Annotated in this window: 12 protein-coding genes and 1 riboswitch; of the genes, 3 read left to right on the top strand and 9 right to left on the bottom strand. The window is 36.7% G+C overall.

Annotated features, from left to right (window positions below; genetic code table 11):
• Positions 1–12: 12 nt before the first annotated feature.
• From cobN to P3F81_RS07715, 3 genes are all read right to left on the bottom strand, one after another.
• Positions 13–3,738 carry a cobaltochelatase subunit CobN gene (gene cobN / locus P3F81_RS07705; RefSeq protein ID WP_147669877.1) on the bottom strand — a complete coding sequence of 1,242 codons (3,726 nt, stop codon included), beginning with the start codon at positions 3,736–3,738 and terminating at the stop codon, positions 13–15.
• Positions 3,738–4,850 (bottom strand): adenosylcobinamide amidohydrolase, encoded by a 1,113-nt coding sequence (locus P3F81_RS07710; RefSeq protein ID WP_147669876.1) that lies wholly within the window; start codon positions 4,848–4,850, stop codon positions 3,738–3,740. Before P3F81_RS07710 ends, cobN begins: the two co-directional genes overlap by 1 nt.
• 156 nt (positions 4,851–5,006) lie before the next feature.
• Positions 5,007–5,333 carry a hypothetical protein gene (locus P3F81_RS07715; protein WP_309320252.1) on the bottom strand — a complete coding sequence of 109 codons (327 nt, stop codon included), beginning with the start codon at positions 5,331–5,333 and terminating at the stop codon, positions 5,007–5,009.
• Positions 5,334–5,536: 203 nt separating this feature from the next.
• Here P3F81_RS07715 and P3F81_RS07720 point away from each other — a divergent pair, with 203 nt between their 5' ends.
• The 3 genes from P3F81_RS07720 (at position 5,537) to P3F81_RS07730 (ending at position 8,295) form a co-directional block, all read left to right on the top strand.
• On the top strand, positions 5,537–6,373 hold the full coding sequence (locus P3F81_RS07720; RefSeq protein WP_147669875.1) for a MerR family transcriptional regulator: 837 nt from the start codon (positions 5,537–5,539) through the stop codon (positions 6,371–6,373).
• A gap of 91 nt (positions 6,374–6,464) precedes the next feature.
• Positions 6,465–6,644: riboswitch (cobalamin riboswitch) on the top strand.
• 144 nt (positions 6,645–6,788) lie between these two features.
• On the top strand, positions 6,789–7,406 hold the full coding sequence (locus tag P3F81_RS07725; RefSeq protein WP_309320253.1) for a tetratricopeptide repeat protein: 618 nt from the start codon (positions 6,789–6,791) through the stop codon (positions 7,404–7,406).
• A gap of 127 nt (positions 7,407–7,533) precedes the next feature.
• Positions 7,534–8,295, top strand: coding sequence for an SDR family NAD(P)-dependent oxidoreductase (locus tag P3F81_RS07730; protein WP_147669873.1), 762 nt, complete (start codon positions 7,534–7,536; stop codon positions 8,293–8,295).
• Between the two features lie 74 nt (positions 8,296–8,369).
• Here P3F81_RS07730 and P3F81_RS07735 read toward each other — a convergent pair whose 3' ends face one another.
• From P3F81_RS07735 to P3F81_RS07760, 6 genes are all read right to left on the bottom strand, one after another.
• Entirely contained in the window at positions 8,370–9,098 is a 729-nt protein-coding gene (locus P3F81_RS07735; protein WP_147669872.1) for a TIGR03915 family putative DNA repair protein, read from the bottom strand.
• Positions 9,095–10,414, bottom strand: a complete 1,320-nt coding sequence (locus tag P3F81_RS07740) for a putative DNA modification/repair radical SAM protein (RefSeq protein ID WP_147669871.1) — start codon at positions 10,412–10,414, stop codon at positions 9,095–9,097. The genes P3F81_RS07735 and P3F81_RS07740 overlap by 4 nt, the downstream gene beginning before the upstream one ends.
• Before the next feature lie 219 nt (positions 10,415–10,633).
• Positions 10,634–11,380: a Sec1 family protein gene (locus P3F81_RS07745; protein WP_147669870.1), complete on the bottom strand. Its 747-nt coding sequence runs from the start codon at positions 11,378–11,380 to the stop codon at positions 10,634–10,636.
• An 18-nt stretch (positions 11,381–11,398) separates the two neighbouring features.
• Positions 11,399–11,878: a hypothetical protein gene (locus tag P3F81_RS07750; protein ID WP_147669869.1), complete on the bottom strand. Its 480-nt coding sequence runs from the start codon at positions 11,876–11,878 to the stop codon at positions 11,399–11,401.
• Between the two features lie 448 nt (positions 11,879–12,326).
• Complete coding sequence (locus P3F81_RS07755) at positions 12,327–13,070, bottom strand: ABC transporter permease (protein WP_147669968.1); 744 nt, start codon at positions 13,068–13,070, stop codon at positions 12,327–12,329.
• Positions 13,070–13,909 (bottom strand): ABC transporter ATP-binding protein, encoded by an 840-nt coding sequence (locus P3F81_RS07760; protein ID WP_147669868.1) that lies wholly within the window; start codon positions 13,907–13,909, stop codon positions 13,070–13,072. The genes P3F81_RS07755 and P3F81_RS07760 overlap by 1 nt, the downstream gene beginning before the upstream one ends.
• Positions 13,910–13,955: the final 46 nt, after the last annotated feature.

Genomic DNA, 13,955 nt, shown 5'->3' on the forward strand with positions numbered 1-13,955 from the left:
TTCGCCTCCCCGTTAAGCATTCGCTTCACTGCGCTCTTCCAGTTCACCTTCAAGCGATAAGTAAAGCTTTTGCAATTCTTCCTTCGTCTCCGCTTTCGCATTCCACAATCCGCGTTGCTCCGCTTCGAGCAATACTTCAGTCAACCGTTGCAATGCCCATGGATTTACTTCCTTCATCCATTCCTGCATTTCTTTATCAAATGCATATTTCTCTGCATATTTCTCATACATCCAGTCTTCCATCACATTACTGGTTGCATCCCATTGATAACTGTGTGCAACATAATTTGCTAAATCCTGTGCACCTTTATAGCCATGTTTTTTCATGCCTTGGATGAACTTAGGGTTGATCGCTTCGCCTCTAAATAATCGTTTTGTTTCTTCTTCTAAACTGCGCATTTCCACTTTACTGCGATCACTGCTGTCACCGCAATACGAACGCGGTTGTTTGCCGCTTAAGGCGCGAACCGTCGCAATCATCCCACCATGATAAGCATTAAAATCATCCGAACTGAGCATATGACTTTCACGGTTATCTTCATTTTTTATCGTCACATTCAAACTCGCCATGCGTTTTTTAAACAATTCCGGACGGTATTCCCCCTTGCCCTTTGCGCCATACGCATGTCCGCCAAAACGAACATATACATTTGCCAAATCCTCAATCGTTTCCCAATTTTTCGATTCGAGCAAATCGCCAATTCCCGCGCCATATGCACCCGGCGGATCGCCAAAAATACGATAAGATGCCTGTTGCCAAGCACTCTCCTTGTCAACACCTTCTGCTTCCAATTGCGCTGCGTCTTCTAAAACATGCTTTCTGATATAATTCATATCAATCGGTTCATCAAGCTCGGCAATTTTCTCTACCGCTTTATCAAGCCACAAAATTGCATCCGGCATACTATCGCGAAACAGTCCGCTGATTCGTCCCGTCACGTCGATGCGTGGACGTTTTAATTCTTCTAATGGGACAACATCCACATCAATTACGCGCATACTGCCGCGTTGCCAAACCGGTTTTAACCCCATTAAATACAAAAATTCAGCAATGCATTGTCCATGGCTGCGCATATTTGCCCCTGCCCATAATACAATGCCGACACATTCCGGGTATCTGCCTTCTTCGTGAATATAACGCTCAATCACTTCATCGCCCATTTTCTTGCCGATTTCCCAAGCAGCCGGCGTTGGCAGAGTTCGTGGATCTACGCCATAAAAATTACGTCCCGTAGGCAGTAAATCCGCTCCGCCGCTTGTCGGCGCGCCAGCGGCACTAGGTTCAATATATTCCCCTTGCAAAGCAGCCAACGTATTTGAAATCTCCTGCGTAGTTTTTTGTAAATTCGGTACAATGGTCGTACAAATATATTCCGCAACACAACTTACTTTTGCATAGGCTTCTTCATTTAATTCACCTAACCATGCGATTTCTTTTAATTGCTCTACAGCCATTGAGCTAAAATCTTTATTTGCTAATAAAAGAACGATTTCTTTACTCTTTTCGTTTAATTCATCAACAAATGCGCCATAAGTCTTCGTATTGCCCGCCATCATCGTTGCACTGTTTTCTAAAAGCTCATAATAATCAAAACCATATGCATGTGCCAACGTTTGTCTAAGCGAAGGTTTATCTCCATTTTCTAGGCGAGTCAACGCTAAGATGTATTCAATCATGTCATCGCCTTGCGGCGGGCGACCTAAAATATGAAGTCCCGTACGAATCTGCATATTTTTTATATCTGTTACATACGCATGAATTTTTCCGATATAATCATCAAACGTTTCCGCTTCTGCCTCTTTAATATCTTCCTCTAAATTGGCGGCTTTTACTTTTTCTCTGACGAGTGCTTGTATTGTTTTCATTGAATCCGGTTGCGTCGTTTTAAAATGACAATATTCATCTAAGACTTTTTCTAATTCCTCCAGCTCATCATATGTGCCAGCCTGACTCATCGGTGGCGTCAAATAACTGATCAAACAGGCGGCACTGCGCCTTTTCGCTTGTATTCCTTCACCGACAATCGTAATCCAGTACGGATAAATGTTTGGCATATCACCGATTGAAATATCCGGATAACACTTTCCCGACATGCCGGCACCTTTACCCGGTAACCATTCCAAAGATCCATGCGTCCCGACATGAATTAAAACATCCGCTTGCCAAATGTCCCGCAGCCAATGATAAAATCCAATGTAGTGGTGCGTTGGCGCACAGTCTGGCGAGTGAAGAAGTTTTCCCGGATCTTCACCAAAACCACGCGGCGGTTGTACCGTGATGAACACATTTCCTTTTAACGTCCCGGGAATCAACAGTTCTCCATCATAGTTAAATACTTCTCCCGGTGCTTTTCCCCAATCATTTTGGAGTTGGTCTTTCGTCTTTTCATCCAAAGGTTTAAAAAAATCTAAATACTGCTGGGCGGATAAGTGTTCGGCACGTTCAATTTGTTTTTCCGTAATATAACGACGATCATTGGTCGCATTTGCCAATAGTTCCTCCATGAAGCTTTTACTGTTTTCAGGAATAGAATCCACGTTGTATCCTGCGTCTTGCATTTCGGCAAGTAAAAGCCTAACACTTTCCGGAGAGTCCAATCCTGCGGCACTGCCAATATTAGAATTTAGTGCAGGATAATTATGAAATACAATTCCTACTCTTTTCTCTTGATTCGGTTTGTAACGAAGATTTGCCCATTTTTGCGCCTTGCGTACGACTAAATCAATGCGCTCTTCAAGCGCTTGATAACTGGCAATTCCCCGCCCGGTATCCTCTTTTGTCGCAATTGGTGCGGAATGTAAAATGCCATCAAATTCAGGCAAACTCACACTAACAGAAATCTCCATCGGCGTCATGCCTTCTGTACTTTTTTCCCATTCCACTAGTGGATTAAACAAAGTATACGCTTGCAAAACAGGTACATTTAACGCTTGAATCTCAGATAAATCTAAAGCCCGCGTTGCTGTTAAAGAAAATTTAATCGTATTAATTAAAACATCAATCACTACATTTTCACCGTCATGAAAATATTTATCAAACGCATCTTTTAATCCTGGAGCTCCAATTAATGGATTCGCTTGACCGTTGGTAAACACAACAATTGCATTCATCCCGCGCCGCTCTATTTCTCGAATGATCGCATTTTGATACGACAAGTCCTGCAAAATCCATTCATCACGATAGAAAATCATACCAATTGTTGGACGATTGGGGCGAATAAATTTATTTTTATATTCAGATAAATCCTGATAAGTTTTTTCACTATCCGGATGATAAATTCCGTTCCAAGGTAAAAGGTACGGCTCTTCAAATTCACAGGTTTGTTGACAAAAATGTGCAAGCAGCCATAACATACAGTTGGCAATATTATCAGCACCACCATAATTAAAGTACTGATAAATGCGCTTTTCCTCTTCATCAGAAACCCCATATTTAAGTAAGTCATTTCCAGCATCCGCAACTAAAAAAAGATGGCGGATTTTTCTTTCTTGCAAAAAGGAAGAAGTGTTTTGTAAAAAGCGACAATCTAGCCCCGTTCCCATCCAACGGACTAAAATAATATCTTGCGCCTCTAACTTCGTTTGCCATTCTCTCCCCCATGGCGTAGATTCAGCGATTGTTTTACTTTCGCAACGTGCTTTAATGCCCTTCTGGTTTATTGATTCACTCGCTTGATTCCAAAAATAAATCTGTCGTTCAATATTTGTTAAAAATAATATTTTCCCCTGAACGTCCATCAGTTTTCACTTTCTCCTTCTTCATTTCTCCGATGTAAACAATTTTGTAACAGCGTTGCCAATACTCTTACCACGCCTTTTGAAAAACATTCCACCGAACTTTCTTCTATTTCAATAATTTCAGTCTGATAACTCTCGCCTAAAATACGAAGAAGCTGATTTGCCGCAGGTAGTATCTCCTCTTTTGTAAGCAACCCCCATAAGAGTTGGTCTAGTAAGTGAATATAAAGGGATAGATATGTCACCATTACACTCTCTTTTACTACCTTGTCTAGCCTTTCTAAAAAAGCGGGTTTAATCACCGGATTTTTTTCTAAAGTGCAATACATTTCCCATACTAAATCTGAAGTTACTCCGAATCGCTTCATCCTCTTTAATACATCATGCTGATATTTAGGATTTAGACCAGTTTGCCTCTCAAGTGCCTCTTTTACCGCACCCATAACAACTTTCCCAATCAGCTCACCCATTTTTGAATGTTTGCCTGCACTTTCTAAATAAAGTGACGAATCAGCATTTGCAATGACAATTGTTTGATCTGTTCCCGAACCAGTCGCCAACCCCGTTGAATAATTGCTTCCCGCCATGAGCTCTTGAATGGCCGCCGTTTTTGCCTCCGTACAAGTGACTAACGCACGCGCTAAAGTTCCCGGCGGCATATCGCTATCAAGCACCAGCATAATGTTAATCGTCCCCAAGCGGTTTGGTTTTTCGAGTGGTTTATAATACGTAGCAGGATCACCGACTCTACCACCATTTACTTCTATTCCACCCGTAACAATTGCCGTTACTGTTAACTCTTCATGAGATAAAGAGTGAATTGCTACATTTTCCATATCTGCGGCTGTTCCCATACCTGATACAGTTTCCGGATCTAATCCTATTCGTTTGGCGATGATTTTCATATGCTCTTCATAAGTTTCCGCCAGCATCTCACATGCCATTCCTGCACCACATTTACCATCATGATTAAACACAGCAGTCAAATCTTCATGATATCCCCCATGATAAACGGAAGTACTAAGTACTTTGCGTTTTCCATCAAAAAACATTACAATACTTCTTTCATAACGATAGACTTTATCACCCGTAGAAACTTCATGTATTTTCATTTTGCTTTTCCTCTCATATAAAAACTTTAAAGAAAAACGAAAAACCGTCCGCAAAGGGACGGTTTTATCATATTTCCTCATTGCAAGGAGATGTACTTACAAAAATTCTTTACTTTATGAATTTTTGTCCTTTTAATTTACGCCAGTAAAATCAACTTAGGAATGTTTCGTATGCCCTTTTGCATTTCCTGTCACGATATTTTGAAAAATTTGATGTACTTCTTCGGAACTTTTTCCATTTTCCATCGCTTTTTTCGCGTGAATTACTGCCAAGCGATAATTTTTATGCGCCTCATCCGTAGGAATTGAATCAATATCCATTGGATCAAACTCCATAATTTTATGAAAAATTGCATGAATTTCTTCCGAAGACTTTCCTGCTTTTTTTGCATGGTCTACATGTTTCATTGCACTTTCATAACGATGTTTTGCATGTGGATTATCTGGTATTTTATACTCTGGATGTTTTTTCTCCATTGTCATATCCTGTCACCTCATAATAACTAAATTTCGAGATTTATTATATGCTATATAGTGGTCATACAGTCAATCATTAAATTTAAGGTTACGTAAATTTTGTCTAAAATAAGCGAAGCGCCTCACTTGACATAAAATTTTCTTTTGATAATAATAAAACTAAATAAATTTGAACGGAATAAATTCATTTGTATAATGAGGAGTGCACTATGGAAAACGAAAAAAATTATTTTACTGCTGGCGAATTGGCTTCCTTATATGGAATTCCCAAACAAACATTATTGTATTATGATAAAAACGAATTACTCATCCCCGCTTTTGTCAATAAAAATGGCTATCGTTATTATTCCGTTTCACAATATCTAGTCCTTGAAATCATTCTAAATATGCGCAAATTAAATATATCTGTACATGATATTAAGCTATATCTTGAAAACCGTAGCGATGAAAATTTCGGGAAAATATTGCAAGACAAAATAAAAGAATGTAATGAACTTATCGATGATACACAAAAAGTAAAAAATAGCCTTGAATTATCTTTAGCCACTTTAGAAAAGATTCCAAAAATTCGACTTAATCAAATAGAATTAAGCTTTCAACAGTCAAAAATTTTGCTACTCAGTCCCCCAATTACCAAAACTACACAAATAAAAGACCGCGTAAAAACTCTTGCCCATCATAACCAAGCTGCTTTTTCCAAAAAACATTTTAAAGAATTTACGACCGGTTGGATTATTGATAAAGATGATTTTTTTGCTAAAAAATTTAATCGGTCAATTCAATATTTCACCCCTGTATCTCATTCCTTTTCAAAAAAACATTGTTATACCCGTCCTGAAGGCTTTTATATTTCAATTTTTTTTGAAGGAACTTATTATCAAAAAGCATCTTCGATCTATTTGCGCTTAGAGGATTTTATCAAACGAAATCATTTAATAGTGGTTGGAGATATCTACGTATTTCCAATCAAAAATCATTGGCTCACAGAAGATACTAAAAGTTATATTAATCAGATTTCTTTTCAAGTAGAGTATCAAAATGAGTGATAGAAACGTAATGAGTCATACTTTTGAATCAAATTATCGCCTTATTGTTTGACAAAATTTTACCTAACGTGCTATGATTAGTGTTGGAAAATTATATTGCCTTGGAATAGGTGCCCGAAAGGGCTTAATAGGGAAATCGGTACAATGCCGATGCGGTCCCGCCACTGTATTAGGGAGCAAATCCATAGAATGCCACTGAAGCTTAGCTTTGGGAAGGTTTGGATACGCAATGAACTAGAGCCAGGAGAACTGCCTATTTATCAATCACCGTATTTTACCTACGAGAGATAGGGAGGGGATTTTAATACATTATTTTTGTATAAAGTCCTGACAGATTGTCAGGTTTTTATACCTTTTTATTAAATCTTCTATGCATGTAGAAGATTTTTATTTTTTTAAGAAAGAAGCGAAAAAAATGAAAAAATTTTTATTATGTAGTTTACTTTTTTTATTAATGCAAATTTTAATCATTCCAAATGTTTTAGCTAAACAAGCAAATTATGAAGCTGATAAGGATGCACTTTTAAATTCAGGATTACATATGGGAGAAAACCAATTGGATCTTTATTGGTTTGAAAAAGGTGAAAAACTGTTTGAAATTGCTGAGTTTGAAAAAGCAATTGACGCTTATACAAAGGCTCTGGCAATCAATGAGAATTATACAGATGCTTACTTTAAACGCGCTGAAGCGAATTTAGAACTTAAGAATTATGAGCTAGCAAAAGAAGATTACAGCCATACTTTAGAAACAAGAAGTACATATCTTGAAGCTTATTTCAAACGTGCAGTTTGTTCTTATTATCTTAAAGAATATCAAAATGCAATAGACGATTCTTCTGTTGTTATTACTTTGAATCCGGAACATGGAGGCTCTTATTTAATCAAAGCAGTTTGTCAACAAAGATTAAATCAACCCGACGATGCAATCATTACTTATCAAACTCTACTCAAACAAGTACCAAAAAATCAAAAACAAATTATTCAAACTGCAAAAGATATGTTAAAACGTCTCGGCATAGAGCCTGAAAAATAATTTTAAAATTTGCATTTTTATTCAGATTATAATAGCTTTGTTCATTTTAAAATTCATAAACTCTTCTTATATAGACCATACTAATATAAAATAAAAATTTACATTTGCTATATTTAGGAGGCTATCTATGTCTGAGTTTACGAATAAAACAGTATTAATTACAGGTGGTGCACGTGGCCTTGGGTTTGGTATTGCAAGTGCATTTGCCGCCGAAGGAGCAAATCTTGTATTAACAGATATTATCCAAGATACTTTGGAAACTGCACAAAAAAACCTTATACAAAAATACAATGTCAAAGTATTCACAGCAAAGGCTGATGGCAGTGATGAAACTGCAGTAAAAACTACCATTGATAAAACAATTCAAGAATTTGGTTCCCTTCATGTCCTCGTTAATAACGCCCAAGCTTCAAAGTCCGGCTTAAGCTTTGTCGATCACAGTAAAGAAGATTTTGATTTAGCTATTTATTCTGGACTTTATGCAACTTTTTTTTATATGAAATATGCATTTCCATATTTAAAAGAGACAAAAGGAGCTATTATCAATATGGCCTCTGGTGCCGGAATGCATGGAAGCCCTGGACAAACCTCTTATGCGGCAGCCAAAGAAGGTATTCGTGCATTATCACGCGTTGCAGCGAATGAATGGGGCGAATATGGAATTAACGTAAATGTCGTTTGTCCTTTAGCCATGACTGAACAACTGGCAAAATGGAAGGAAGAATTCCCTGAAGCCTATAATAAAAACATTAAAAATATCCCGATGAAAAGATTTGGTGATCCTCAAGAGGATATTGGAAGAACCTGTGTATTTCTTGCTAGTTCTGCCGCCAGTTATATCAGCGGCGAAACAATTTCTGTCCAAGGAGGTTCTGGACTTAGACCATAACAACCTTCCCTATACGCGAATAAACCCCATGTATTCAAGGTTAAAAGTTAACCTTGAATACATGGGGTTATTTTTTATTTAAACTCTGTCATTGAGTTCCAATACCGTTTGGGCATCATTGTCATCTGACACCGCAGATTATGCCGCCCTTCAATTTCAATCGTTTTAAAAAACAGTTTCCACAACTCACGCATTTTTTCTTCCAGCTCATCAATTTTAGGTAAATCCAATCTCTCAATCGGAATAATTTCTACTTCATAAGGTTCATAAATCAATCCCATTTTATGAACTTTATCATAAATCAAAAATTTTTCTTCTGGATAACGTTCACAGAAGTGATTCGCTAACATGGGCAAAACAAAATTTTTCGGTTCAATTTCACTAACTAAAACATTTCCATAAACTGAAAAACGAATAAAACCTTTAAATAAATGGCTTTCTCTCTCCAGATGCCGAACTGCTTTAAATAGCGTATGGACAATCTCATTTGTTAACATCTTCATCACACTGGCACCATAACGATATCCCAAGCGAAGAAACAACAAAATATAGCGTTCTTTGTGTGGCAAACAAGTAAGAAATGCTTGCCTGATGAACTCATTTGCCGCGTTGCCTAACTTTGCCGGAATGGATTTTTCAACACGTTTTGCCTTCTCCATTTCAGTTTCTACATAAGTCATTGGCAATAAAGGGATACAGGATGCATCGGCTAAAATTATATCTTCCGGGATTTCTTTTTCCTGATAGCTTTTAAATACACAACATAAAAGTCCATCATAGCTACCGTCATAACTATAAATCATAGGAGTAAGCCCGCCCCTTCAAATCCACTCGGTAAAACTGGTAACGATTCAAACAAGGACAACTGCACTCGATCTCCTTGCAAAGGAAATTGTTGACGGTACTGCTGTAATACTTTTGTAGAAACTAAAGATTTCATCATCAGCTGAGGAGAAATCTTCACCTCTTCCGCTTTTTTCCCTTTATACGAAATAAAATACTTTGCTCGTTTCAGCAAAACTCCGAGTTTTTTTAATCCCTCAAAGGTAATTGCCGTCGTCTTACGTGCGATAATAATTCGCTTCGCACTTACTACGCCAATTCCAGGAACTCTGATTAAATCATCAATCGACGCACGATTGATATCCACAGGAAAATGATCGAAATGCTGCAATGCCCAATGACTTTTCGGATCAAGATATGGATTAAAGTTCGGCTGCTCAACCGTTAATAATTCTTTTGCTGAAAATCCATAAAAACGCAATAACCAATCTGCCTGATACAAACGATGTTCTCGCCAAAGCGGTGGCTGACGCTCCACCGTAGGAAGAAGCCCGTTATCATTTACCGCTCGATAAGCAGAAAAATATACTCGTTTTAATTGATACGATTTATATAAATTCTCTGTTAATTGGACAATCTTCCAATCGGTATCTTTCGTTGCGCCAATTACCATTTGTGTGCTTTGCCCCGCCGGTACAAACTGCGGCACATGCCGATATTTTACCAGTTCTCGTTTATGCTCATTGAGTCGTCCTGCAATATACCCCATCGGCTTTAAAATCGATTGCTTCGTTTTATCCGGCGCCATCAAGGCTAGACTAGCTTGCGACGGCATTTCAATATTTACACTGACACGATCTGCTAGCAATCCTAGCTCTGCTAACAAAATTTCATCCGCACCAGGAATTGCTTTGGCATGAATATAACCAGAAAATCGATATTCTTTTCGCAAAATTTTAAGCGTCTCAATCAAGCGTTCACACGTATAATCGGGATTTTTTAATATTCCAGAACTTAAAAATAAACCTTCAATATAATTCCGCCGATAAAACTGAATCGTTAAATCAGCCAATTCCCGCGGAGTAAAAGTTGCCCTTGCTACGTCATTGCTTCGCCGATTGATACAATATTGACAGTTGTAAATGCAGGCATTTGTCATCAATACTTTAAGTAATGATATACACCGTCCATCACCAGAAAAACTGTGACAAATTCCACAAGCAGCCGCACTGCCAATTTGTCCTCGCCCCGCCTTTCGATTAACACCGCTTGAAGTACAAGACGCATCATATTTTGCCGCATCCGATAATATTTTCAACTTTTCAAAAACGTCCAAAGCAACCACTCCTTCTTTTTTTATTATAAGATAGAACATATGTTCTTGTAAAGATGAAAAAAATAATGTCACAGCTAATGGCTTATGACATTATTTTTTTCATCTTTGAACATAATGCATCATTAAATTCCAAGCTACCCCTGACATAGAAGAAAACTGTTTCATTAATAGTTTTTCTCTAACTACAACCAGATAATCAATCGAGAGGCTTCAGTACCTTTAGTCCTCTTTTTCTAAATTATCCTTAAAATCTATACTTTGTCTTTCTTTTTCTTTATTTACATTTTTAATAGTAGATGAATCACTATTTTCCGCCTCATTATTCATTGATGTTAGAATTTTTCCCATCATATTTTCAGACTCTTCATTTATTATTGCTATATTTTGGACACCCGATATTTGGTTTTCAACTTCATATTTTGTTTTATCAGCCTCCTTCATTTCAGCTACATATGCATCTGCTTTTTCCTGCCTAGAAACGCTCATTAAATCCATCTTATTTTTTTGATGTTCTTTTTCTTTCTGTTCTAAATCATCAATTAATTTAACATATCCCACTACGCTACAAGACGGTCTTTCTTCTTGCATTTTATACATTTCACTTTTTAAATCATTAATTCGATCTCTATTAGTTTTTGTTTCTTGCGTTAATTTTTCTATATCATCTTCTATACATTTTCGATCCGCATCTGTTAAATCCTCGTTTTCTAATTCTTTTTTTAATGAGTTTATTTTTTCTAGTTTTTCTTTACGAACTTTTTCATTTTCATCCATAGCATTTAATTTTTCAGTCGCATTTCCTATATTCTTTTGACTATCATTTAATTTTTTAGCCTTTTCACTAATATCCATAATTACAGCTGGATTTTCCTTATTTGACCTTTTTATCTTATGTATGACATTACAATTTACTAATTTTAAACCACTTTCTCCGCTTTTAAGACTACTATTATCTTGAATAATCATTTTTTCATCTCCATATATTTATTTATACGCAGAAATGCAATTTAAAACTCTTTCGAGCAATCCTTTATACTTTTGTGCACTATTTTTTGTATATAAATCAGCAGGGTCATTAAAAAACTCAGTCATCGTCTTATTTATGGAATCATTTCCACCTGTAATAACTTTCTTTCCATTAACAATCATTCCAAACTGATCCCATTCAGCTGAAGTATACCACTGTGAATTAGTTCCATACCACAAATCATCACGTTCAGTTTTTAAGTCACTAGAAGTATTATATTTATCATTTCCAGTACGTTGATCATATTTAGAAACAAAATCACTAACTTGAATATACATTCCTCTTATAAGATCGTATGAATTATGAATAACCTGTTGCATAGTATAACTTGGCGAGTATCTTGCATTAATCATTGTTGCATTTTGCAAATTTTTAGCTTCACTACTCAACGATACATTAACTGAATCATTGATTTCTTCTGTAGTAATAGGATTCACAGTTTCATATCTAGTAGCAACTTTAGCACTTTCTGAATAATCAGTTATACTATTAGAATTTGATTCTCCCCCGGTATGCGATTGTTTTTTTCTCCATTAATATTTAGCCCACCATAACTGTTTTGCATAACTTCCTGTGTTGCATTAATCATACTTACAATTCCTCCTTGAATTAAGTAATAAACTGTATTTAAAAACACATTTTCCTTTATTATGCTTTTAAATATTTAACTTTTTTCCAAACAAGTTCATTATACACCTTAATTATACTTTAAATCAATATTTTGTAAGTATGTATTTGTAAATAATATACAACGAAATTTACCAACTTCAATAACTCTTATACATCAAAAAAGTTCTATAATAAACAGCTTTTCCTACTTACATTAAAATACAACACATAGCAAAAATCCATTATTTTAACTTCTATATTTTCCTTACTGAATCATTATTTTCGTATTCTATAAATTGTCCATATTCCAATTCCTAATAAAACAATCATATACAAAAACAATACAAGAATCGAGGTTTCCGACACTTGTCCTTGCATTGCTAAACTACGCAATGCTGAACTTGTATGTGTAAGCGGTAATAGCATTAAGAAGTAATGAATCGCTTCCGGCAGCTTATCCGTTGCAAAAAAAGTTCCACATAAAAATGACATTGGCAGCAATACATACGTATTGAAACTTCCCATATCTTCGTGTGAATCAATGAGCATTGCCGCAACAAAACCAAGGGCTGAAAAAATAATACAATTGAGGGTAAGTACAGCAAGGAACATCCCTGTAATCTGAAAATGCGCACCAAAAAGATAGGCTAAAGCAATAATAATTACGGAAGAAATAAGTCCGCGTACTACTCCTGAAAGTACTTTCCCAATAACAAAAGCAATTGGCCGAATTGGCGCAACAAGATATTCTTCTAAACTTTTATGAAAAACACGGCTCGTATGGAGCGGCGCGCCTACGCCATTAAAACTGATATTCATAGAGTTTAATGCCAATATCCCAGGCACAAGAAAATCTAAATAGCTCGCCCCTTGTGCAACTTGAATACTTCTCCCCAGCCCCCAGCCAAAAGCAACTAAATAAAGCATAGGTGCAATCATGCGTGAAAGAATAAATTTTCCTAAACGCCTTCTTAATACTACCCATTCGCGCCAAAATACAGTCACAATATCATATAACATCAACCGCTTACCTTCCTTCCTGTAAGTTCTACAAACACATCTTCTAAATTGGACTTTCGAATAACTGCTGTCTCCGTTAAGCCCCCTGCAAAAGCAGCTGCTTCTTCCCGCGAATTAAAAAATTTATAGGTGCGTTCAAAAGCTTCTTCCCATTCCACTACATACGAACCAATCGTTTGGCAAAGCGAAGCTGGCTTATCCAGCGCAATTAATTTTCCCTTTTCCATAATCGCTACTCGATTACATAGATTTTCAGCTTCTTCGATGTAATGCGTCGTAACGATAACCGTAATATCGTCATGATGCATACGGCGAATCAAATCCCATAATCTACGTCTCACTTGCGGATCAAGACCTACGGTAGGTTCATCTAAAAGAAGTACCTTCGGTTGATGCATCAACGCCCGTGCAATCATCAAACGCCTTTTCATCCCGCCAGATAATGTCTTTATATAATCATTTTTTCGATCACTTAACTCAACGTATTCTAATAAATCCGCACTTCTTTGCTCACGTGCATTTTTTTGCATATGATGCAATCTGCCATGCAAATCTAAATTTTCTTGAATCGTTAAATCAGGATCAAGATTAAAATGTTGCGGTACAATCCCAATAAATTGTTTTATCGCCTGCTCATTTTGAGTTGTATCCAATCCATTAATTAAAATTTTTCCACTCGTCGGCATAGCTAACATCGTTACCATGCGAATAAACGTTGTTTTTCCGGCGCCATTCGGTCCTAATAAACCAAAAACTTCCCCTTTTCCAATAGATAAATTCAATTTATGTATTGCAACGCGTTCACCAAATTTTTTCCCTAAATCAAGCGTTTTTATCATCTTTAACTACCTTTCTCTATTATCTGCAAACTTAATAGGTAAAACC

This window comes from Selenobaculum gibii (genome assembly GCF_030273445.1).
Classification (GTDB): Bacteria; Bacillota; Negativicutes; order ICN-92133; family ICN-92133; genus Selenobaculum; species Selenobaculum gibii.